This is a genomic window from Pedobacter sp. AK013 (assembly GCF_014205835.1).
In the GTDB taxonomy this organism is placed as follows: domain Bacteria; phylum Bacteroidota; class Bacteroidia; order Sphingobacteriales; family Sphingobacteriaceae; genus Pedobacter.
Map to the genome: position 1 here is coordinate 1 of NZ_JACHCQ010000040.1, position 22,250 is coordinate 22,250.

The 22,250-nt window shown below is 37.2% G+C and carries 21 protein-coding genes; 12 read left to right on the top strand and 9 right to left on the bottom strand.

What is annotated here, in order from left to right:
- Positions 1-621: 621 nt before the first annotated feature.
- The 3 genes from rpsA (at position 622) to HDC90_RS21475 (ending at position 4,939) form a co-directional block, all read left to right on the top strand.
- Entirely contained in the window at positions 622-2,556 is a 1,935-nt protein-coding gene (rpsA, locus tag HDC90_RS21465) for a 30S ribosomal protein S1 (protein ID WP_039482263.1), read from the top strand.
- Between the two features lie 425 nt (positions 2,557-2,981).
- Positions 2,982-4,655 (top strand): beta-N-acetylhexosaminidase, encoded by a 1,674-nt coding sequence (locus HDC90_RS21470; protein WP_184470081.1) that lies wholly within the window; start codon positions 2,982-2,984, stop codon positions 4,653-4,655.
- A gap of 77 nt (positions 4,656-4,732) precedes the next feature.
- On the top strand, positions 4,733-4,939 hold the full coding sequence (locus HDC90_RS21475; RefSeq protein ID WP_029279360.1) for a hypothetical protein: 207 nt from the start codon (positions 4,733-4,735) through the stop codon (positions 4,937-4,939).
- Here HDC90_RS21475 and HDC90_RS21480 read toward each other — a convergent pair.
- Positions 4,936-5,337, bottom strand: a complete 402-nt coding sequence (locus HDC90_RS21480) for a thiol-disulfide oxidoreductase DCC family protein (RefSeq protein WP_184470083.1) — start codon at positions 5,335-5,337, stop codon at positions 4,936-4,938. The two genes, HDC90_RS21475 and HDC90_RS21480, sit on opposite strands and share 4 nt — an antisense overlap.
- 269 nt (positions 5,338-5,606) lie before the next feature.
- Between HDC90_RS21480 and pyrR the strand changes: the two genes are divergently transcribed.
- Together pyrR and HDC90_RS21490 are read left to right on the top strand one after the other, a co-directional pair.
- Positions 5,607-6,155 carry a bifunctional pyr operon transcriptional regulator/uracil phosphoribosyltransferase PyrR gene (gene pyrR, locus HDC90_RS21485; protein ID WP_147230913.1) on the top strand — a complete coding sequence of 183 codons (549 nt, stop codon included), beginning with the start codon at positions 5,607-5,609 and terminating at the stop codon, positions 6,153-6,155.
- Positions 6,156-6,157: 2 nt separating this feature from the next.
- Positions 6,158-7,087: an aspartate carbamoyltransferase catalytic subunit gene (locus HDC90_RS21490; RefSeq protein ID WP_029279355.1), complete on the top strand. Its 930-nt coding sequence runs from the start codon at positions 6,158-6,160 to the stop codon at positions 7,085-7,087.
- A 25-nt stretch (positions 7,088-7,112) separates the two neighbouring features.
- Here the strand turns inward: HDC90_RS21490 and HDC90_RS21495 are convergent, their stop codons facing one another.
- The 5 genes from HDC90_RS21495 to HDC90_RS21515 all read right to left on the bottom strand — a co-directional run bounded on the left by HDC90_RS21495 (position 7,113) and on the right by HDC90_RS21515 (position 9,230).
- Positions 7,113-7,619, bottom strand: coding sequence for a hypothetical protein (locus HDC90_RS21495; protein WP_184470084.1), 507 nt, complete (start codon positions 7,617-7,619; stop codon positions 7,113-7,115).
- 195 nt (positions 7,620-7,814) lie between these two features.
- Entirely contained in the window at positions 7,815-8,315 is a 501-nt protein-coding gene (locus tag HDC90_RS21500; RefSeq protein ID WP_184470086.1) for a hypothetical protein, read from the bottom strand.
- A complete protein-coding gene (locus HDC90_RS21505) occupies positions 8,302-8,505 on the bottom strand; it encodes a hypothetical protein (RefSeq protein WP_184470088.1) in 204 nt (67 codons plus the stop codon). Before HDC90_RS21505 ends, HDC90_RS21500 begins: the two co-directional genes overlap by 14 nt.
- Complete coding sequence (locus HDC90_RS21510) at positions 8,492-8,815, bottom strand: hypothetical protein (RefSeq protein WP_184470090.1); 324 nt, start codon at positions 8,813-8,815, stop codon at positions 8,492-8,494. The genes HDC90_RS21505 and HDC90_RS21510 overlap by 14 nt, the downstream gene beginning before the upstream one ends.
- A 148-nt stretch (positions 8,816-8,963) precedes the next feature.
- Complete coding sequence (locus HDC90_RS21515) at positions 8,964-9,230, bottom strand: hypothetical protein (protein WP_184470092.1); 267 nt, start codon at positions 9,228-9,230, stop codon at positions 8,964-8,966.
- 939 nt (positions 9,231-10,169) lie between these two features.
- Here HDC90_RS21515 and HDC90_RS21520 point away from each other — a divergent pair.
- From HDC90_RS21520 to HDC90_RS25585, 6 genes are all read left to right on the top strand, one after another.
- Positions 10,170-10,379, top strand: coding sequence for a hypothetical protein (locus HDC90_RS21520; RefSeq protein ID WP_184470094.1), 210 nt, complete (start codon positions 10,170-10,172; stop codon positions 10,377-10,379).
- Positions 10,372-11,355: a transposase gene (locus HDC90_RS21525; RefSeq protein WP_221451922.1), complete on the top strand. Its 984-nt coding sequence runs from the start codon at positions 10,372-10,374 to the stop codon at positions 11,353-11,355. Before HDC90_RS21520 ends, HDC90_RS21525 begins: the two co-directional genes overlap by 8 nt.
- Before the next feature lie 273 nt (positions 11,356-11,628).
- On the top strand, positions 11,629-14,652 hold the full coding sequence (locus HDC90_RS21530) for a tetratricopeptide repeat protein (protein WP_184470096.1): 3,024 nt from the start codon (positions 11,629-11,631) through the stop codon (positions 14,650-14,652).
- Positions 14,653-14,656: 4 nt separating this feature from the next.
- Positions 14,657-16,354 carry a TonB-dependent receptor gene (locus HDC90_RS21535; protein ID WP_184470098.1) on the top strand — a complete coding sequence of 566 codons (1,698 nt, stop codon included), beginning with the start codon at positions 14,657-14,659 and terminating at the stop codon, positions 16,352-16,354.
- 132 nt (positions 16,355-16,486) lie between these two features.
- A complete protein-coding gene (locus HDC90_RS21540) occupies positions 16,487-16,753 on the top strand; it encodes a hypothetical protein (protein ID WP_184470100.1) in 267 nt (88 codons plus the stop codon).
- A 155-nt stretch (positions 16,754-16,908) separates the two neighbouring features.
- The gene (locus tag HDC90_RS25585) at positions 16,909-17,043 is read left to right on the top strand and encodes a hypothetical protein (RefSeq protein WP_255497796.1); all 135 of its coding nucleotides are present in this window, start codon (positions 16,909-16,911) and stop codon (positions 17,041-17,043) included.
- Positions 17,044-17,126: 83 nt separating this feature from the next.
- On the opposite strand, the gene HDC90_RS21545 is transcribed toward HDC90_RS25585, so the two are convergent.
- On the bottom strand, positions 17,127-18,638 hold the full coding sequence (locus HDC90_RS21545; protein ID WP_184470102.1) for a hypothetical protein: 1,512 nt from the start codon (positions 18,636-18,638) through the stop codon (positions 17,127-17,129).
- Entirely contained in the window at positions 18,635-19,210 is a 576-nt protein-coding gene (locus HDC90_RS21550; RefSeq protein WP_184470104.1) for an RNA polymerase sigma factor, read from the bottom strand. The genes HDC90_RS21545 and HDC90_RS21550 overlap by 4 nt, the downstream gene beginning before the upstream one ends.
- A gap of 160 nt (positions 19,211-19,370) precedes the next feature.
- On the opposite strand from HDC90_RS21550, the gene HDC90_RS21555 reads away from it, so the two are divergent.
- Positions 19,371-20,273, top strand: coding sequence for a class I SAM-dependent methyltransferase (locus HDC90_RS21555; protein WP_184470106.1), 903 nt, complete (start codon positions 19,371-19,373; stop codon positions 20,271-20,273).
- A 374-nt stretch (positions 20,274-20,647) separates the two neighbouring features.
- On the opposite strand, the gene HDC90_RS21560 is transcribed toward HDC90_RS21555, so the two are convergent.
- Complete coding sequence (locus tag HDC90_RS21560) at positions 20,648-22,249, bottom strand: SusD/RagB family nutrient-binding outer membrane lipoprotein (RefSeq protein WP_184470108.1); 1,602 nt, start codon at positions 22,247-22,249, stop codon at positions 20,648-20,650.
- Between the last annotated feature and the right edge of the window lies 1 nt (position 22,250).

Consider the following 22,250-nt stretch of genomic DNA (forward strand, 5'->3'; position numbering starts at 1 on the left):
ATAGCTGATTTAATATCGGCTGTCCGGTAAAAAATGTATTTTTGCCCATGTTGTATTTAGGTGTGGTAACTCAAATATAACACTACAAAGGGTAGACTTAAAGCTACCCTTTTTTATAAACAAAAAAATATTTCTCCGGACAACAGTGAAATAAATTCAGCATGACGATGTGCTTTATTTTATTCGTCATTCTGAACTTGTTTCAGAATCTTTTTTAAAGGTATGGACTGTCCTTCAACAAGCACAGGGTGACAATATTTTTTGATTTTCACCTTAACTTAATAAATCGCTGTAAAGGAACGTTTGGTAGGTATTTGTGTACAGCCCCTTATTTTTAAACCTGATAGAGCGGAATAGCCCGCAGCGCAGCGAGGACTATAAGCGATAGCAGGACTGCTGCTTCCGATGAAATACTGGGCGCTCATTTTCAAATAATTACGAAAACCCATGCTAACAATTTGCAAATTCTATGATTTAGATGCTGAAATAAATTCATCAAGACAAACTAGAAATCTTAATACGCTAAAAATCAGCAAGATTTATTAAAAAAATCTTTTCTATTAATTAAAATATTTTTACCTTTGCAGTCCCTAAATAGGGAAAAAAGGAGACAATTAATTAATGGCTAAAAAACAAGTAGCAGAAAAAGAATTAGCAGCAAAAACAGCTGAACTTCAGGGAGAAGGCGGACGCCTAACTGAAAAAGAAACTATTGAATCAGAAGCTGATTCAGTTTCGATCGAATCGATCAAATCATCATTAGCAACACCAAGCGAAGATTTCGACTGGGATGCAGATGAAAAAGTTTTTGGTAATTACAATGAAGCAGACCGTAAAAAGTTTGAAGATATGTATGCCGGAACATTCAACCAGATCACTAAAGGTGAAATTATCAGTGGTATCGTTGTTTCAATCAACAACAAAGACGTAGTATTAAACGTAGGTTTCAAATCAGACGGTTTAGTTTCTACTTCTGAGTTCCGTGATACACCAGATCTAAAAATCGGCGATTCAGTTGACGTATTCGTTGAAGCACCAGAAGATGCTAACGGTCAATTGATCCTTTCTCGCAAAAGAGCTAAAACCCAAAGATCATGGGAAGCAATTAACGAGGCACTTGAAAATGACAGAATCATCAATGGTTTCGTTAAGAGCCGTACTAAAGGTGGTTTAATTGTTGATATCATGGGCGTTGAGGCTTTCTTACCAGGATCTCAAATTGATATTAAACCTATCCGCGATTACGATGTATACGTGGGTAAAACAATGGAATTCAAAGTTGTTAAAATTAACCACGAGTTTAAAAACGTAGTAGTTTCTCATAAAGTGTTAATTGAAGACGATTTAGAATCACAAAAAGTAGAAATCGTTTCTAAATTAGAAAAAGGTCAGGTATTAGAAGGTACCGTTAAAAACATTACTGATTTCGGTGTGTTCATCGATTTAGGTGGTGTTGATGGTTTACTTCACATTACTGATATTTCTTGGGGCCGCATAGAGCATCCGAAAGAAGTATTATCATTAGATGAAAAAATCAACGTTGTTGTTTTAGATTTCGATGATGAGAAAAAACGTATCGCTTTAGGCTTGAAACAATTAACTCCACACCCTTGGGAGAACTTAAGTGCTGACATCCAAGTTGGTTCTAAAGTAAAAGGAAAAATCGTAACTGTTGCAGATTACGGTGCTTTCTTAGAAATCATCCCTGGTGTTGAAGGTTTAATCCACGTTTCTGAAATGAGCTGGTCGCAAAACTTAAGAAACCCACAAGAATTCTTAAAAGTTGGCGATGAGATCGAAGCTGAAGTTTTAACTTTAGACAGAGACGAGCGCAAAATGAGCTTAGGTATTAAACAATTATCTAACGATCCATGGCAAGAAGTTGCTGCTAAATTCCCAGTTGGAAGCAAGCACAAAGCAACTGTTAAAAACATGACTAACTTCGGCGTATTTGTTGAAATCGAAGAAGGTATTGATGGTTTAATCCACATCTCTGACTTATCATGGTCTAAAAAAGTAAACCACCCTAACGAATTCACTAAAGTTGGTGATGTATTAGACGTAGTTGTTTTAGAATTAGACGTTGATAACCGTAAATTAAGCTTAGGTCACAAACAATTAGAAGAAAACCCTTGGGATACTTTCGAAACAATCTTCACTTTAGATTCGGTTCACCAAGGTACTGTTGTTAAAGTAACTGATAAAGGTGCTGTTATTGCTTTACCTTATGGTGTAGAAGGTTTCGTACCAACTAAACACATGGTTAAAGAAGACGGTACTTCAGTTAAAGCTGAAGAAACCAATGACTTCAAAATCATTGAATTCAACAAAGAAGCAAAACGTATCGTAGTATCTCACGCCCGTATTTGGGAAGAGGTTAAAGCTGAAGCTGTAGCAGAAGAAAGAAATGCTAAGAAAAAAGAAGCTAAAGCTGCTGTAACTGCGGTTAAAAAAGTTAAAGATTCTGTAGAGAAATCTACTTTAGGAGACTTAGACGTATTAGCTCAATTGAAATCGCAATTAGAAGGCGAAGAAAGCAAAGCTAAAAAAGGCTAGTTCTTTTTAACTGAAATATTAATCCCGATAGCGAAAGTTATCGGGATTTTTTTTGCTTTTTTTTTGCCACGGAAACATGGATTTCTTTAATGGATCGTAAATTGTGGGCAGGCTTTCTCAGCGGACAGCTTGCCCCGATTTTTGGGGAAGCAATCTCATTTTCATTCACCATATAAGAAATGTAAGAACATTGAAGAAATTTGCAACATGAGCTTATATTTTCTTAAATGTCTTATATGGTTAAATATTTGAAAACGAACGCAATCCTAAATCAGTAACTCCTGCCCCGCTGTCCGCTTTACTCCGTTACACTTCGTGCCCGCTCCCATCGGGTTTATGTAACATAAATAATCCGTTCTACCATCCCTTTCCCTTCATCCGTCAATAATGACTACTTTTGAAAAACGTAACCAAGCCTTTTCAGCATGAAAAAATTTATCTTTTTGTTTCTGACCCTTATTTCGTTCAAAGTTTCTGCTCAGGAAGTGAATATTATCCCACAGCCGGCACAATTAAGACCAGGACTCTACCCAACCGATAAATTTAAAATTGATAATCAGACTATTATTTTCATAACAGATAATAAAGCGATGAATTCTGCTACATTTTTAGCAGAATATTTATTTAAACAGTACAAACTCAATCTTAAAATAAGTAATGCTGCAGAAGACGGAAATAAAAACAGCATTAAACTTGTATTATCTGATCAATTGTATAAAAACCCAAACAAATACTTTGTATCGGTACTTTCTACAAGTCTAAATGCAGGAGCATCTTCAGAACAGGGCTTATTTTATGCAGTTCAAAGTATTATCCAACTATTACCTGCAACAACTGAGGATAAACTCTTCATCCCTTCTGTTGATATAATAGATTACCCCCGTTTCGATTATCGCGGCATGCACCTCGATGTAAGCCGTCATTTTTTTGATATAGCTTTTATTAAGCAATACATCGATTACCTGGCCCTGCATAAAATGAATTACTTCCATTGGCATTTAACCGATGACCATGGCTGGCGGATCGAGATCAAAAAATATCCCAGACTAACCGAAATCGGCGCCTGGCGTAATGGCAGCATTATTGGTTTATGGCCCGGAAAAGGCAATGAAAATATTAAATACCAGGTACTGCCCAACGAAATTAAAATTACGCCAAAAGATGCTGTAATTAAAACCGATGGTATTCGCCATGGCGGCTTTTACACACAGGAGCAGATTAAAGAGGTAGTTGATTATGCTGCTAAACGTTACATCACCATTATCCCCGAAATTGAAATGCCTGCGCACAGCATGGCTTTATTGGCGGCCTATCCGGAATTAGGTACCGAACCTAACAAAAAGTACACCGTGGCCGAAACCTGGGGAATGATGAATAAATACAACAATGTATTGCAGGCTTCTGATACTACTTTTAAGTTTTTAGAAAATGTTTTAACAGAAGTAATGGCCTTATTCCCCTCTCCTTATATTCACATAGGTGGCGATGAGGCTTCTAAAGTATGGTGGAAACAATCGGCAGTTTCGCAACAGGTAATGAAAGCCAATGGTTTGAAAACTGAAAGTGAATTACAAAGTTATTTTATCCGCAGGATGGAGAAATTTGTAAACAGCAGAGGTAAAACCATCATCGGCTGGAACGAAATTTTACAGGGAGGCCTGGCACCAAATGCAGTGGTAATGAGCTGGCAGAGCGAAAAAGGCGGCATAGAAGCGGCAAAGCAAAACCACAAAGCCATTATGACCCCCGAAAATAAAATGTACTTTAATCATGGTCAGTTTGTAGAAGAAGATAGTTTAACCGCAAGTACCCCATCACTGCTGGCTGATGTATACAACTATGAACCTGTACCGGCAGAATTAAATACCGAACAGGCAACATACATTTGGGGTGCACAAGGCTGTTTATGGAGCGAATACATTACCAACCCGGCAAAAGTACAATACCAGCTTTTTCCCCGATTGGATGCTTTAAGCGAAGTACTGTGGAGCCCTAAAGAAAAACGCAATTATCCTGATTTCCAGAAACGCCTCAAAACACAGTTTAAACGCTATGATTTAATGGGCATTACCTATTCGAAAAGGTATTTAGAAAATTAATGTTTTTTTAAAAGAAGCGTCTTTTAACGCTGGTCTATTATAAAATAAAATGCAATCTTTGCAATAAAAATTAAACCATGCGTAAACTATTTGCCGTTCTTTCTACTATCATTACTTTATTTGCCATTAAAGAAACGGTGTATGTATTTACTTCTACTGAAGCAGACATGGTTAAGCAAAAAGCAATCATGATTGTAATCGCTTTAAGTATTACCATACCATTGATTATTTTAACACTTTGGCTTTGGTCGCCGGGTAGAAAGAAAAATGACCAACAAAATTAATTAATAAACTTACTTTTCAATTCAGGCGTTGGCACCCAACAACTCTCCTGCTTTCCCCACCATTGGTAACGGTTTTTGGCAATAATATCGTAAACCCAGTCGCGTATAAATTTAGGAACAATAAGAAACGCATAAAGAAGCGGAATTAATCCATTAAGTTTTCGGGCCACACGCAATGCTGCTGATGATTTGGTATAGAGTTTTCCATCCTCCAGCAATAAAATGGTATTCAACTTTTCTGGATCCGCATTAAGTTTTGGCAGCATTTCTTTGGCGTAATCACCTTGTAATGCAGTAAACTTAAATTGATCCTTTTTATCGTGCGCAATAACAAACTGAACCGATGCATTGCAAAGATTACAAATGCCATCAAAAAAAATTACGGGTTGTTGCATCATAGCATATAAAAATAATGTTTTAAATGCAAAAGCAACCAGAGCGTTCTGAAAAATATCAGACTAAAGCAGAAAGTCTAAAGCTTAAAGGGCACCATGATGTATTATAAGTCTTTTACCTTTCTTTGTAATTTGGTATTTCCATGTGTATAAAATTATTTTTTGCTTTTACATTTTGATAAAGAACAATTTAGCCTTAGAATCCTAAAACAAATCGATCTTCAACTTTATTACCTTAAAACAATTTTATATATTTGCCCAATCCTTCTTCAATGCAAAAGAAAACACTTCTTGACGGACAAAAAATTCAGATTACAATTAAGAGGCTCTGCCATCAATTAATTGAAAACCACGACGATTTCGCAAATACCGTTTTAATTGGCATCCAGCCAAGGGGTATTTTTTTGGCAGATCGCATTCATCAGGATCTTCAGCTTATCCTTAAAAACAAGAAAATTTTAAAGGGAAACCTTGATATTACTTTCTTTAGAGATGATTTTCGCCGTAAAGATGGATTGGTTACCGCAAGCAGCAACTCTATCGATTTTATCATCGAAGGTAAAAAAGTAATCTTAATTGATGATGTACTTTGGACGGGCAGAACCATCAGGGCAGCTCTTGATGCTTTACTAGCTTATGGCCGACCAGAGAAAGTGGAACTTTTGGTTTTAATAGACCGTAGGTTTAGTAGACATTTACCTATCGAACCAGATTACATTGGGCATCAGGTAGATAGTCTAAACTCACAACAGGTAAAAGTAACCTGGGCGAGTGAAGGAAGTGAGGATAAAGTGATTTTAATATCGGACAATAATAAATAAAAATGGCAGCAGAAAAACTATCAACCCGACATCTTTTAGGCATTAAAGATATTAACCGGAATGATATCGAATTGATTTTCGAAACTGCAGATAATTTCAAGGAGGTGATTAACAGACCGATCAAAAAGGTTCCTTCACTGCGTGATATTACGATTGCCAATATCTTTTTCGAAAACTCTACCCGTACCAAACTTTCATTCGAACTTGCCGAAAAAAGACTTTCTGCTGATGTGGTTAATTTTGCGGCTTCATCTTCGTCGGTGAGTAAGGGCGAAACCCTGATCGATACCGTAAACAATATCTTATCCATGAAAGTTGATATGGTGGTGATGCGTCATCCTTATGCCGGTGCAGGTCAGTTTTTAAGCAAACATGTAAAGGCCCAGATTGTAAATGCCGGAGATGGTGCGCACGAACACCCAACACAGGCCTTACTTGATGCATTTTCTATTCGCCAGAAACTGGGTGATGTAGCAGGCAAAAAAGTAGTCATTGTAGGTGATATCCTGCACTCGCGTGTAGCGATCTCAAACATCCTTTGCCTGCAGCGTTTAGGTGCCGAAGTAATGGTTTGCGGTCCAACAACATTAATCCCCAAACACATCCACCAACTGGGAGTAAAGGTTGAACATAATTTAATTAAAGCACTGAACTGGTGCGATGTAGCAAATATGCTCCGAATCCAACTGGAGCGCCAGGACATTAAATATTTCCCATCGTTAAGGGAATATGCCATGATGTACGGCCTGAACAAACAGATCTTAGATAACCTCGATAAAGAAATCATTGTCATGCACCCCGGCCCAATAAACAGAGGTGTGGAGATTACGAGCGATGTGGCCGACAGCAAACAATCGATTATTTTAGAACAGGTAGAAAACGGAGTGGCAGTAAGAATGGCTGTGCTGTATCTTCTGGCTAGTCAGGGGTAAGTTTGGCGGTTAGGCCAATGTGTCATCAGCTACTTGATCGGTGATATTTCAAACGGCTTAATAAGACGATAGTATTATCAAAGAATTCATCAATTATATATATCGGAACCGTGTCCTCTGGATTTATTTTTAAGGAATAGACCTTTAGTTCTTTAAAAAAAGAAATGCTTTCAGAGTTACTTATAATTATTTCATTTATAGGAAATGATTTGACAACCGAACTTGTGCCAAACCACTCACAAGTTTCAATTAAAACCACGTCATCATTAATTGAAATGCTTTTCGCCATTTGATTGAAGTATTTTTTTCTGGAATAGTATGGGCTAACAAAACTAATTAGTATCAAGAATACAGGAAGGATTGAAATTAATATAAATTTTAAATTTAGTCCATAAATCGCCAAACCTATGCCCAAGTAAAATAATAAAAAAACTGGCGCATAAAGGAATATCCCAGATTTAGTTTCCTTAAGCCATTTATCATAGAATTCTACACCCTTTTGATTCACTTTTAAATTGATTTCTTCCATCATATTTATTTAATTGGACCTCCATTATTCAGAACATCATAGGCGCTCGCTATAGGTGTTGAGTGAAACAACAGTTCATAATGATTGAGAACCGAATTTATTGCAAACCATCTACCTGTTTATCTAAAACAGTATGATCTTTTATAATTTTGATAAAAATTTATAATCAAACATATTAAAAGGGGCTCTCTTATATCGTTATTTGATTTCAGATACTAGTAGTTTTATTGGATCGTCAAAAAAATCTTCAACAAGATACAATTCAATTTCTTTGATATACTTAATATTCAATATCCAGAGTGGCTTTTCTTTAAAGAAAGGATTATCTAAATGGTGACTGATTTGAAGGTCTGTTTTTATGAAGGAACCAACTATTGGCTGGTAATTAAACCAACCATAAGTTTCGATCTGTATGACATTATCTTCTACGTGAACTTTTTTCACCATTCCATTAATATACTTTCTCCTTAGAAAAATAGGACTGTAAACCAAACCACTTATAATTGCTGCCACTGGAAGCAATAAAATAAAAACTAGCTTGATTGAAATCCCAACGATGAGGATAAAACATACCAAACAAACCACAATCGCGACTGGGGTTGCAATAAAAACACTTTGTACGGCATCCTTTTTCCACTTAAGATAAAAGAGATCGCTTTTATCATTGGCCTCTAAAATCGATATTTTATTTTCTATCATAAACATCTCCATTACTTAACACATCCGAATAAACACCTGTTTGGGCTCCTAATGTGAGCACTTTTAAGCCCAATGGTACAGCAGGGTCTGCTAATGTGGCTGCCGTACCAACTGTTCCACCGGTTAAAATTACAGAAAAAGCATCGTTAACCAATCCCCCAATCTGTTTACCGTTTTTAGTTTCCCGCAATATTGTCTATCGTTAATCCAATAACACCGCCCAAATTCCCAGGAAGTTGCCGGCCCGTTGTTCCACTTAAACTTGCAACAAATTTTCCGAAGGCCAGTGCCATTCTAGATCCACCATCCACGGCTAAGCCAACTGCTACTGGAGTAGCCAAACCTCCAGAAAACCATTCGCCAGCAGCGGCAGCGCCAACCTCCGTGGCGCCACGTACAAAAGATAACGTTGCCTCACCGAGTGACCTCCAATCGATCTTACTTTGATCGGTAGTTATTTCATTCTGCGTTTCAAATGCTTCTTTCTGCCTTTCAATCAACCAATTTTGGTTACTCCTGGTTTCTGCAATGCTTACTCCCCTAGGCTATACACTTTCAACATTTCCACCTGTATGGCTATCTCTGAATTAAAGGTGCCAGTTGCACTTGCACAAGAATAATTCAAAACTATGGGCAATAAAGTAGTATTTATTTTTTTGAAAACTCATATCTATTTCCGCTATCGGGATCTCCTATCCAATTAAAAAGTTTTTTCCAAGGAGCTTTATTTTCCATGATATTGCTACCCGAACTAATCAAAGAAAATATCGTATTATTATAATCATTAATTGAGGTTTTAATAAAATCCAGTTCAACAGACCAAGGAAATTGATTTAGCGATTTAGCAGTTTTTTTTATAACCCACTTTCCAAGATAGCAATCAAATCTCTTTTCTTTATTTTCATTATCTGACATGAAGTTGCTGGCAGGCAAATGTTTAGCTATAAATGTACCATCTTTTTTAAATTCAATAACAGCCCCGTCTCCGTTAAGCCAAATGCCAACAATATCATTTTTTTTTGTTGAATTTCGCTACATCCTTGATATAGCGAAACTGATATAATTACAAAAATTATGCGTAATATTCTTCTTATTTCCATTTTAAATTTTCCATCCATATAAATGTTTGTGTTGTTTTAGAGAACGGTCCAGATGAAAAACTCTTATTTATTGGATCACCTATATTTTTGTTCCACCAATTCGTATATCCAATAACTGGGGGATGCGTTGCAGAGGAAATTGTTGAGGAATTGGTAACGGTAAAAGTCACTATAACCATATTTCCGTCGATACTTGTAACTGCATATTTTAGCCCATATGAACGTAAATATGTAACAGCTAACATTACCAGTATTTCCGGCTGTTAATAAAGTAGAATAATCTTTGATTTCCAAACATTTGTCTGTCCAATAATGTGATAAATTGTCATATCATTGAAATAATGATTCCCAATATCGTGTCGACGAAGTTGAGTTATTCTTTTGCATGCCCTGTAACTAAGTTTTACTATTTCCACCCACCTGGCGGTGGATTGAGATAAAACGAAAATGCAAAATTTAAGACAACTAATAATACAAAAACACTAAAATCCATGTACCCATCCTGTTTTTTCCTTTAGGCCATTTATCAAATTCTTTTATGTATACCTTCCATGTATCATTGAAAACGAACATAAACCATTTTATACCAACTATTAAGATAAATGGAATTAAAATGATTGGAGAAAAGAAAGCTAACTCAACCCTATTCCCCGTAAAATAATCCTAGTAATTAATAATCGGAAATAACATCCAAACTTCTAAAATTGCAATTGCGATAGCCGCTTTCAAATCCATAAGCCCCTCTGGCTATCAAATGGCTGAGCTTGAATCCAAGGGCTTTCTTCCGGAAGCCAGTATTCAGGATTTTCCTATCCGTGGTCAAAAAGTTGCCTTACGTATCAAGCGGCGCAGATGGACAGTAAAAAAGACTGGCGATATCATCAGTAGGGACTGGGATTTAGTGAGAAAAGGGACTCGGATGACTACGGAATTCGGTCTTTTTTTAAAAGGAATATTTGGATAATCACCCCATTAGCTGTTATCATTTAGGGCATTATTTCCAGATTGACGGCAAACAGCTCCAGGAGCAATATAAAGAGCATATCAGTGATTATAGTCATTGGGACCAGAAAGCGCATGCGGAAGATTGGATGCTTTTTGTGAACAATGTAAGCACTAGACTCAGTATTGATGAAACAGCATTATCCAATGGGGAACTTTATACCATTGTAACCAACAAGGAAGCCAAAGGCAGAAAGGGCGCTATTGTGGCCATGATTAAGGGTACAGTTGCCGAAAACATTATTTCTGTACTGAAAAAGATTCCGGAAAGACTGAGAAAACGGGTGCAGGAAGTAACCATGGATATGGCTGCCAACATGCAATTGGCCATAAAACGGTGTTTTGTAAATGCGCACCGGGTAATTGACCGTTTCCATGTTCAGAAATTGGCTTATGATGCAGTTCAGGAAGTTAGGGTAAAGTACCGTTGGGAGGCTATCGATGCAGAAAATGAGGGTATTGCAACGGTAAAAAAGAACAAAACTGCTTACCATCCAGAAGTGTTGGCCAATGGAGATACATTAAAGCAATTGCTGGCGCGGAGCAGGTACCTTTTGTTTAAGCATCCCTCAAAATGGACACGGAATCAAGAACTTAGAGCAGCGCTACTTTTCGAAAGGTATCCCAAATTAAAGAATGCATATCATATTGCCCAAAAATTGGGAGATATATTCAGGGTGTGCAAAAGCAAGGAACAGGCCTTTAAAAGATTGGCAATCTGGTATAACGAGGTCGAAGCATGCGAAATTGATTCCTTTAGGACTGTTGCCAGATCAATCCAATCGCATTACCTGTATATCCTTAACTTCTTTATCAACAGGGCTACAAATGCTTCTGCAGAATCTTTCAATGCCAAGATCAAAGCCTTTAGAGCAACCTCAAGAGGTGTAAGGGATATTAAATTCTTTCTATTCAGATTAGCAAAAATATATGCCTAAAATATCCCCCAACTTTTCCGCTTGATCCATATCAATCAGTTAATAAAATTAAGATTTAACAGTAGATTCGATATAAATTGTATCAATAAAGTTTGCTGCCACCAATAAACCAATAACTATTGAACGAATGACCATCATTTTTCCACATTCGTTCACCCCTTAATACCAAACCAAAAATCCTATCGTTAATTTGTGTTATTAACAGATGTTAATTACTTCTGTTGATAAGCTTTGATACTATTTCTAATTTAGTACCAACCATATTTGAAACCAATGCAGAAAAAATACTTACTAATTCCGCTAATTTTAGCAGGAAGTTTTAGCACCTACGCTCAGGTTAGCGCTGTGCAAAACCTCAATAAAAACTATCAAACGGGCTTAGAATTATTAGACAAAGAAAAATACACTGCAGCTGCACAACAGTTTAAACTTGTTGAGCTGCAACGTTATAAACCTTCTACCCAAACGGAGAGCAATGCCGAATTATCTTTACTAAAGGAGAATGCAAAATTTTATGCTGCCGTTTGCGCATTAGAGTTAACCAATAGTGATGCCGAGAGTTTGTTTCAGGCTTTTATCCGCGATTATCCGTTAAACCCAAATACCAAACTGGCTTATTTCTATGTTGGAAAAACTTATTTCAACCAGAAAAACTATAAAAAAGCTTTAGAATGGTTCGAAAAAACCGACCCTTCTACACTTTCGGGCAAACAAAGAAACGAATATCAGTTTAAGCAGGGTTACGCCTATTTCGAACTCAAAGACTACGATAAGGCAGAACCTTTATTCGAAAAAGTTAAAAAAGAAGAAGGCGATTTTCAGGAAAGTGCTACCTACTATTTTGCTTATATCAATTACTTAAACAAAGAGTATAAAACGGCACTGGCCAACTTCGAAAAGTTAAAGGGATCTCCTACTTATGAGGCCAGTTATCCATACTACATCACTTCGATGTACTATCTCGACGAGCGTTACGATGATGTAATCAGTTATGCTTTGACTGCGATTCAAAAAACCAAACAACAGTTCGAACCAGAAATGTTGAGTTTGGTTGCGGCATCGTACTTTGCAAAATCTGAATTCAAAAACGCTGAAAAATATTTCGCCGAATATTATGCAAAAGATAAAAGCGAAACCAAAAACAACCTCTTCATTTACCAATATGGGTACGCTTTGTTCCAGAATAAAAAGTATAAAGAGTCTGTTGCCGTTTTAGAAAAACTAAATACCGATGATATTTACCTACAAAACGGTATGCATACTTTGGGTAAAGCCTTTATTCAATTGGGCAACAAACAGAAAGCTCAAAGTGCTTTTTTCAGGGCATCGCGTTTAAGTTTTGACAAGGGTATACAGGAAGAAGCCTGGTTAAACTATGCCAAATTAAGTTACGAGTTAGAATTCCATCAGCAAGCTTTAGAGGCTACACAGGGTTTCTTAAAAACTTTCCCAAAATCGCGTAAAATAAACGAAGCCAAAACTTTATTGGGCGAGGTTTTATTAACCACCAAAAACTACCAGGCAGCTGTAGACATTTTAGAACCTATTCCGGATAAAAACCTCGAAGCTAAGGAAGCTTATCAAAAGGTAACCTATTTCCGTGGATTAGAGTTTTATAACGAAAGGGCTTTCCCAAATGCATTATCGATGTTTTTGCGTTCTGAGAAGTTCCCTGAAGATAATGAAATCAATGCCTTAAACACTTACTGGAAAGCAGAATCGATGTACGAGCTGCGTAAGTATGGCGAGGCCGTTACCACTTTCGAGAAATTCTTGAAGATGCCTGATGCCGATAAAACAGGCGTTTACAATTTCGCAAATTATGCTTTGGCTTATGCTGCTTTCGAAGACGAGAAATATAGTAAAGCAGCCAACTACTTCGAAAAGTTCTTGGCCGGTAATGATAAAGACCAAAAAACAATTGATGATGCCACCATCCGTTTAGCAGATTCTTACTTCGTAAATAAGAACTATGGTGATGCGATGGCGAATTACAACAAGATCATCAACAGACACACCACTTCTGAGGATTATGCTACTTTCCAGAAAGGAATGATCCAGGGGCTGGAAACGCAGTATGATGCAAAAATTGCAACGATGCAAAGTTTGTTGAAAGCTTTCCCGAATTCGAATTATGCAGATGATGCCGGTTTCGAAACGGCTTATACTTATTTTAACAAGGGCGATTTTGATAAATCTAAATCAGATCTGGTAGAATTGGTGGCCAAATACCCACGCAGTAGTTATGTAGCAAAAGCATTAGTTACCATTGGTTTGGTTCAATACAACCAGGATCAGGATGATGCCGCATTAGAATCGTTCAAAAAGGTAATCCGCGATTATCCGACAGCCGACGAAGCTAAACAAGCCATGGAATCAATCAAAAATATTTATGTAGATCGTGGCGATGCAAATGGTTTTATCACTTATGCAGCTACAACGCCGCTTGGAAATTACTCGGGCTCAGAACAAGATAACATCGTTTTTGCCGCAGCCAATAATACCTATTTAAAAGGCGATGCCAATGGTGCATTCCAGGCTGTAAATGCTTATTTCGATAAATTCCCTAAGGCTAACCACGAAAAGGAGGCTAAGTTTATCAGAGCAGAATCATTGGTTAAACTAGGTCGCCCGGATGAAGCCATTCCTGATTACGAGTTTATTTTAAACGACTGGACAAGTGATTATACAGAACGTTCATTGGTGAGTATCTCGCAACTCTTCTTAAACCAGAAGAAATACAACGAAGCAATTGTTTACCTGAAAAGATTAGAAACTACAACCGATTACAAGTCGCATTATAGTTTTGCCATCAACAATTTATTAAAGGCATACACCGCCTTAAATATGCCAGATGACATGCTTAAATATGCACAGCTGACCAAAGAATCGGAAAAAGCTTCAGAAGAAGAAAAAAACAGCTCTAGCTTATATTCTGGTAAAGCTTACCTGTTAAAGGGAGATACCACTACAGCCATAAAAGAATTTAAAAATGTGGTGGCTAAAACAAAAACCATTGCTGCTGCCGAAGCGAAATATAATTTAGCTTTATTGGAATACAACAAAGGTGATTTCAAAACCTCATCTAAAACCTGTTTTGATCTGATTAACAACATGGCCGCTTATGATTATTGGGTAGCAAAAGCATTTATCCTTTTATCTGATAATTATGTTGCCCTAAAAGACAATTTACAGGCGAAAAGTACACTTCTCAGTATAATTGATAATTACGAAGGCAAGGATGATATCATCCCTACGGCCAAAGAAAAACTAGAAAAACTAAACCAGAAGAAGTAGCATTATGAAATCGATTAAATATATATATAGTTCACTGTTTTTTTTAGCTGCTGGATTAATGACTGCTCAGGCGCAGGATAAAAAAACAGAGGAAAAAGGGGTTGTAAATGAGGAGATAGAAGTAGTACGCCCATATAAACCAATTTTGGCCGAGGCTGTAAAGCTAAGAAGAAGCCCGAATTTGGATGATGTTAAAACTTACAAAGCAAAATTAAACTACAGCATTCTTGATAGAAAGCTGGAGCTGAACAGTGATATTCAAAAGCTACAGGCACAAGCTTTAGCAGAAGAAAAAGAAAGCATATTGGTTAATAACTATGTAAAAGGTGCATTCGGATCGTTGGCTACCCTTTTAGGAGAAGCTTATTTTAATACCGGTAAAGATGAAGGCTTGCAGGTAGGTGGTTATTTTAAACACTTTAGTCAGGAAGGAAAGCTGAACAAACAGAACAGCAGCAACCAACAGTTAAGTGTTTTTGGCCGTAGTATCTTAGAGCAGAATACCGTGAGTGGCCGCATCAATTTTGAACGCAACGGCACCTATTTTTATGGTATAGATGATGCCAGGCCGACACTTAATCCTAACCCTGACAAACAGGCTTTAACTACGATTGAACTGGAAGGCGAACTGGTTAAAAACTTTACTGAAGATGAAGATGCTTTTAGTTATGCTTTAAAAGCCAACGGTTACATCTGGAATGATAAATTCAGTGCCAAAGAAAACTACCTAAGCTTAAACGGTTATGTAAACAAACGCATTAATTCGTTAAACCTGGGCTTGGCGGCATCAACTGAATTTGGCAATAGCAAAGATGCTTTAACCAGTGTTGGTAATAATCTGCTGCGTTTAAATCCATATATCCGTTTACAGGTTAAAGGGGCTAAAATTACTGCGGGAATTAATTTTGTACAGGAATTTGGCGCCGTTAGCAGCTCTAAAATCTTCCCGGCCGTTACTGCCGATTTCACTTTAATTCCTGATTATTTACAGGTTTTTGGAGAAGTTAAAGGTGATGTAAACAGAAACTCATTAAAAGGATTTACAGATGAAAACCCTTGGTTAAACAGCAATATTGTAGTTAAAAATACAATTGAAAAATTAAGTTTCAGTGCTGGTGTTAAAGGTACAGGAGGGCCAGGCTTTGGTTACAAAGCACGTGTATATGTAAAACAGTTTGACGACATGCCGCTATTCATCAACAATTATACTGATTTTAACAAGTTTGATGTAATCTACGATTTCGGTAAAACGAAACTAACCGGTTTAGAAGGCGAAATCTCTGTTCAGGTAAGCGACGCCTTAAAATGGACAGGCAAATTAAATCTCGACGATTGGAAACCTGCTTCAGAAACTTACTCTTGGTTTAAACCAGGGTTAAAAGTAAGTTCGAACCTTGTTTATACCTACAATAAAAAATTAAGCTTTAATGCTGGTGTAGTGATCCAGGATGATGTTAAGGCAAAAGTAAACATTGCGAATCCTGTTAATCCTTCGCAATATGTGATTCCAAACCCATCGATTGAATCGATCGTTACCGTGAAGGGGTTTGTAGATTTAGGGCTTGGTGCAGATTACAGGATAAACAAAAAGTTCTCTGTTTTCGCTAAAGCAAACAATATATTAAATACCAACTATAGCAGGTACTTATATTATCAGGTAAATGGATTTAATATTTTCGGTGGTTTAACCTACTCTTTTTAAGCAATAAAAATCTATAAAATTCATTTTTAATGATTTATACGCCTTTAAGTTAAACTTAAAGGCGTATTTTGTTTGTAGTTTAACTTAAAGGCAGCAACATAACCGATAATTACACATAAAAACCTACAGCATATGAAGCAAATACTCATAACCATCTTTAGTATTATGACCCTTACCTCTTACGGTCAGGATAAAAACAATTATGTTCATTTCAATAAATTAACAGAAGTTGAAGGAACAGATTATGTAATTGCAAGTGTTGAAAATTGGGGAAAAATGCCTGATGCGAAAAATAAATACCTACTGTTTATTAATACTAAAAACGGGCAAACAAAACAGGTGGATTTTCCAGGTGATGGTTATTTTGAAAACTGGAACAAGTTAAGATCGACCATCTAGGGATCAATCAAATTATTCTTTCAGCCCAAACTATTGATCTTGACGAAAAAAAGGGAATAGACTGGAACGACCCAAAACAGATTATAATCTTATCTCCTGATGGGCAAAAAAGAACACAGTTAACGGATAACAAACTCTTCGTAAGAACCTGGGTTGTGAATAAACAAACCGGAACTATTGTTGTAACGGGCCATACCGATACAAACAACAATAACAAGTACGATAAAACAGATAAAAGCGAAATTTTAATTTATGACTTAAAAACCCTGAAGCAGATCAATAAAATTTGAGACGCTTTACACCTGAAATTTCCGCTTTATTATTTTTTTGAATTTGCAATACATCTCATTTTTAATCTTGGTTCGACTATAATTTACTTGAATCTATATCCTATCCCGATCCTAAAAGCCCGGTTGGTCTGTTTAAAAGTGCCCAAACTATTACTCACCTTGTATGGGGTTAACCATTGGTAGCTTCCATTGATATCAAATTGTTTTATGTGAATACTGATGCCGCCCGTAAAACCAATATTTATCTTATTATTTACTGTATTTCCAATGTTTACTAAGATCGAGTCGATCTGCTTGCTATGGTATAATGTATCACGAGGATTGGCTATTGGGTTTAATCTGGCTACCATTTCAGACTGCTTGCCCACAAAACTAATTACCGGACCAGCCTTAACACTTATATTTTTTGAAAGCCTGTAGGCAGCGGTTAAAGGAATATCTACTGTAATTACTTTTCGTGTAGCTGCGATTGTAAACGGAGGTACAGAATCGGGACGATAATAACTTGGATGTGTAAATTCGCCGATAATTTTTTGATAGCTATTAACATTTACGCCAACAGCAAGTTTCCATTTCTTACTTAGCATATATGTACCAAATATACCTGCATAAAAACTGCTATTCCCTTTTTGTACATTCATTCCCGTTGTTACACCATAACTGTATGTAGGTTCTATAATTTCACCTTCTTGTTTAATTTTAGTTGTTTTGATTTTGGGTAATTTGATATTTTTCACTTTCGGGGTTTTACCTGGAGTGGTGCGATCTGCTTTATTGTTGCTTCCACTCCTACTGTTCTTTATTGAGGATGCACTTCGTAAATCTACTGGAGCATAGATTTGTAAAACAGCCCCTTGATTTAAAATGGAAACAGGTGAAACGCCTTGTTTAAAAAATCCATTTGTTTCCTGATAATTACCCGGTATTAATAACAGATTTTGTCCGTTCGTAAATGAACGATCAACATTCCGGCCTTTAGATTCCTGATCATCAACTTTTGAGCTAGGCTTTGATGATCTTGAACTGAAATTTTCAAATTGTCCAAAATTATCACGCCTTTGTGTAGCCTCATGTCTGTTTTTAAAAAGAGAAACAGCGTTCGCTTTCTCGATAGATGAAATCATGTTTTCATTGTTATTCATATGTTTTACAACCTGAGCAGAATCATTGTTTACCACTGTGTTTTGCACCGCAACATCGTCTATTGCATTTCCATTCTTGTCTATACTATCCCTGCTTATAATCGTATCGGTTAAATTACTGTAATCTATCACCTTGCTACTATCAGCAATTATTGAATCCAGAATTGCTGGTTTAACTTTCTTTTCTATCTGTTTCTGCTTATTTTTCGATTTCAGAACTGTAAAGTAACCTACAGTAGAAACCGTAGCAGCTACAGACAATGTATATCCAATTATTTTAAACAGTTTGGCCCCTGTAGATAAATTAGGGCCATGGCCACCGATCGTATTAATCGGCATCTGCTCGTTGAGCAGTTTGTGCATACCTGCCCATGAAGCATCCGCAGCATCCTGAACTGGAAGGCTATCGAATTTATTGCGCCAGAGTTTATGATACCATGCTGAATTTCTCATCTTCTTTTTATGTTTTCAGTTGGTTTATCAATGGCAGAGGAAGCTAACATTTTCCTCAGCTGTTTTTTTGCTTCTGTGAGGTGCCACCTGGAGGTGCTCTCGGTAATATTCAAATGCGCTCCAATTTCCTTATGCGAATAGCCATCTATAACCGAAAGGTTAAAAACCAGCTGGGTGGCTGTAGGCAGTTGCCTTATCAATTTCAGGAGATCTTCTACAAAAAGTTTATCTAACACCGATGGCTGAATAAAAATTTCCTCTATTTCATCAGGATTGATCGCTTCGTTAAACTTCGCCTCTTTCCGGCTAATATCAATACACGACCTCATCATTACTGTTCTAATCCAGGCGCCAAATTCGCCCTTTTTAGCATCAAAGGTATGGATATGCTGAAAAATCTTTAAAAAACCAATGTTTAGTGCATCATGAGCCAGATCATCAGATTTTAAATAACGTAAACATATACGCAGCATGTCTGCATAGTAAAGTTTATAAAGACCTTCCTGTGCCTGCCGCTCATTGGCTTTACAGCCTTTGATTAGTTTAGTATCCTGCTTAAAAAAAAGGTTCATCCATTTGGTTCGGTAAGCGGTTTTTCATCGTATGCTAATAAGGTTACGCAGCAGGTATAAAAAACGCTGGGTTAAAATTAATTTATTTTTCTTCAAGCTATTTATTTTTCGACCAAGCGTTTTAAGCACTGCATTCGTATTAGCTTATAAACCGTATTCTATGCAGCATAACGAAAGCTATAACAGACATAATAAATGGTACAATACACATTTCCCATCCGAAAGCGCTAAAACCGATCTTTATAAAAAAGCCAAGGCTACAGGCCAAAATAACGTAGCTAATTGGCTTCAAAAGCTCTTTTTTAACTGTCTCGATCCACTTCTGAACCAAAAAGGCCAGAGCTGGCTCACCGTAGGAGACGCGTACGGGTTCGATGCACAGTATATCCTAAACTCAGGTAACAAAGCATTGGCAACCGACCTCAATACTGATTTTTTAAATGTTGCACTAAAAGAGGGAATTATTAATGCCTGTGCTGCAGAAAACGCAGAAAAACTATTGCAAGAAGACAATAGCTTTGACTTTGTGCTCTGCAAAGAATCTTACCACCATTTCCCTAGGCCATATGCTGCCATGTACGAGATGATCAGAGTGGCCAGATCGGCTGTAGTAGTGATGGAGCCTCAGGATCCGGTAATAAAAATGCCTTTACTATTAATGTTAAGTAATCTTTTTGCCCAGAACGGGCAATTTATTAACAAACTATGGAAAAACCGTTTTTCATTTGAGCCTGTTGGAAATTTTGTATACAAGGTTTCTGAACGGGAATTTGAAAAACTGGCCGCTGGTTTAGGCCTACCCATGGTCGGTTTTAAAAAAATCAATCCAAATTACTGGTTTAAAGGGACGGAATCGATATCAACCGATCAATATAACTGGCCGTTCTTTTTTATTAAAATGAAGAAATTTCTTTTTGATACCCTCGTTAAATTAAGGGTTATGCCCTCGCAGGTGTTAGCAGCAGTTATTTTTAAACAATTACCTGATGAGCACACCATTAATTTGCTTAAGAAAAGTGGTTACCAATTGGTTTACATTCCCAAAAACCCTTATCTAAATTAAACGATACCCACTCTTATCATTTCACCTACCGCTTAATAATATGAAAATTAACTTTACGCCTAAAACCCTTTATTTTTTCTCTACCCTAATTTTATTGGGCTTTCTAATATTTACATACTTCTTTTACTCCCGGGTAAATTGGAGTAGGTTCTTTGCTGCAGCAGGTATATTCTTGCCCACTGCAGTTGGAATAAGTATTGCTATCATTCTTTTGTTTCTGGGCATATACCTGGCGATAAAAGGCCTTAACCATAGCAAGGAAAAAAAACACGTTAGATATTTATAACAGCATAATAATGAAAACTGATTATGTATGACCAGTATTGCTGTAACCGAAGCGCCGCTATTATTGTTTTCCTTATTATGGCAATTGATTATTTATCCCACCAAACCCTTGCGGTAAGCACATCGCCGCCAGCCATGCGGGCCACTGCATCTTTATAGTGCTGTGGATTATTCAGGATCTCTGTAGAGAGATAAATCATTCTTCTGGGGATAGTACCATTGGTTACGTTACCTTTATAATTTATAGGAAAAAGTTTGGGGTAATCGCTCCTTTTCCAATTTAACCAGGCTTCTATAAAATTAAAATTAGTGCCAGTGGCCACCCAGTATTGTGTATTTATTTCAGCTAATGCATTTTGTGTGCTGCTTTCATCAAGTGGGTTCTGGTTAACAAATGTAGTAATCTTATTGGCATCAACCGCAGCCAAAGGGTCTAATTGCGTAAGTGATTGTATAGCTCCGGTTAATCCGTTGGCATAATGTAGTTTTGCCGTCCCATTTATATTCCATCCCCTCGCCTTTGCTTCTGCCAGTAGAAATTCGGTTTCTGCATAACTCAAAATAAAGATTGGCCCACCTAGTTTAAGATATACTGAAGTTCGTGGTCGAGAGTATTTCCCGAGCGGAGCAAAATCACTTCCACTGCCTGTACCCCCCGGATAGTTTGGCGAATGACTGATATCAGCGGCACCGCCCTGCAAATCATACCCATTAGGCATACCCAGCTGAACTGCGGCATCGATATTTCCATTTAGGTTCTGATCGGCATTTTTGGCTAATCCATCTTTGGGGACCTCACCTATCACACTCAACCTGGGGTCGTTGGTATTCTTTAACTGATCGATTAAGGTTTTACTCCAACGTACCTCCAGATAATCTGAAAAGGTTCTCAAAGCAAGCGATGTTCCGTTCTGACTGTTAAACGAAGAAGCATCGGTCAACAAGATCGCATTGTCATTTATACCCATAAAGGTTTTATCAGCAGCTTTCTCTGCCCAGTGCCTTGCTTTTGCCGGATCGACCTTGGTTAAGCGCATTGCTATCCTAAGCATTAGCGAATAACCAAACTTTTTCCATTTTGTAATATCGCCTTTGTAAAAAAGATCGGCGGTTGGGCCAGGTTTTTCGGCATCCAATTGTGCTGTAGCGGTTTCAAGATCGTTCAGCATTTGGGTATAAATATCTTCCTGGCGATCGTAAACAGGATATTTAATACCCTCCATAGCCTTAACAGCCTGCGTATAAGGCACATCACCATAGGTATCGGTAATCCGTTGCAAAATCAACACAAACATAATATCACCTATCGCAATCAGATTTTTATAAGCTACTGGATCTTTCAATCTGGCGAGTCTTTGCATCTCTCTGATATACGAAGCATCAGTATAGCCTTCGTCAAAAATACGTCCCTGATAATCAGTAAAACTGGCTACATTGATGTATTTATCGCCATTGTTATAATAATAATAAGTAGAGGACAGCAACTGCATCATTGTGCTTTGATACAAAAGCTGGTAATAGCCCAGATTAGAATACTTTAGCTGTGCTTGCCCAAGCAAACTGTTAGGGTCATAATTATTTTCGGTGAGCTTGGTCGGATCGGTATTAATCTCATCCAGCTTTGCCTTAGAACAGCTGCTCACTAAAGTGAGGAGGAATACACCAATTATGTATAATTTGTTCGGGCTCATC

What these genes read in the sequence shown, in the direction of transcription:
- rpsA (WP_039482263.1), top strand. Translation starts at nt 622, where the DNA reads ATGGCTAAAAAACAAGTAGCAGAAAAAGAATTAGCAGCAAAAACAGCT.
- HDC90_RS21470 (WP_184470081.1), top strand. Translation starts at nt 2,982, where the DNA reads ATGAAAAAATTTATCTTTTTGTTTCTGACCCTTATTTCGTTCAAAGTT.
- HDC90_RS21475 (WP_029279360.1), top strand. Translation starts at nt 4,733, where the DNA reads ATGCGTAAACTATTTGCCGTTCTTTCTACTATCATTACTTTATTTGCC.
- HDC90_RS21480 (WP_184470083.1), bottom strand. Translation starts at nt 5,337, where the DNA reads ATGATGCAACAACCCGTAATTTTTTTTGATGGCATTTGTAATCTTTGC.
- pyrR (WP_147230913.1), top strand. Translation starts at nt 5,607, where the DNA reads ATGCAAAAGAAAACACTTCTTGACGGACAAAAAATTCAGATTACAATT.
- HDC90_RS21490 (WP_029279355.1), top strand. Translation starts at nt 6,158, where the DNA reads ATGGCAGCAGAAAAACTATCAACCCGACATCTTTTAGGCATTAAAGAT.
- HDC90_RS21495 (WP_184470084.1), bottom strand. Translation starts at nt 7,619, where the DNA reads ATGATGGAAGAAATCAATTTAAAAGTGAATCAAAAGGGTGTAGAATTC.
- HDC90_RS21500 (WP_184470086.1), bottom strand. Translation starts at nt 8,315, where the DNA reads ATGATAGAAAATAAAATATCGATTTTAGAGGCCAATGATAAAAGCGAT.
- HDC90_RS21515 (WP_184470092.1), bottom strand. Translation starts at nt 9,230, where the DNA reads ATGTCAGATAATGAAAATAAAGAAAAGAGATTTGATTGCTATCTTGGA.
- HDC90_RS21520 (WP_184470094.1), top strand. Translation starts at nt 10,170, where the DNA reads ATGGCTGAGCTTGAATCCAAGGGCTTTCTTCCGGAAGCCAGTATTCAG.
- HDC90_RS21530 (WP_184470096.1), top strand. Translation starts at nt 11,629, where the DNA reads ATGCAGAAAAAATACTTACTAATTCCGCTAATTTTAGCAGGAAGTTTT.
- HDC90_RS21535 (WP_184470098.1), top strand. Translation starts at nt 14,657, where the DNA reads ATGAAATCGATTAAATATATATATAGTTCACTGTTTTTTTTAGCTGCT.
- HDC90_RS21540 (WP_184470100.1), top strand. Translation starts at nt 16,487, where the DNA reads ATGAAGCAAATACTCATAACCATCTTTAGTATTATGACCCTTACCTCT.
- HDC90_RS21545 (WP_184470102.1), bottom strand. Translation starts at nt 18,638, where the DNA reads ATGAGAAATTCAGCATGGTATCATAAACTCTGGCGCAATAAATTCGAT.
- HDC90_RS21550 (WP_184470104.1), bottom strand. Translation starts at nt 19,210, where the DNA reads ATGAACCTTTTTTTTAAGCAGGATACTAAACTAATCAAAGGCTGTAAA.
- HDC90_RS21555 (WP_184470106.1), top strand. Translation starts at nt 19,371, where the DNA reads ATGCAGCATAACGAAAGCTATAACAGACATAATAAATGGTACAATACA.
- HDC90_RS21560 (WP_184470108.1), bottom strand. Translation starts at nt 22,249, where the DNA reads ATGAGCCCGAACAAATTATACATAATTGGTGTATTCCTCCTCACTTTA.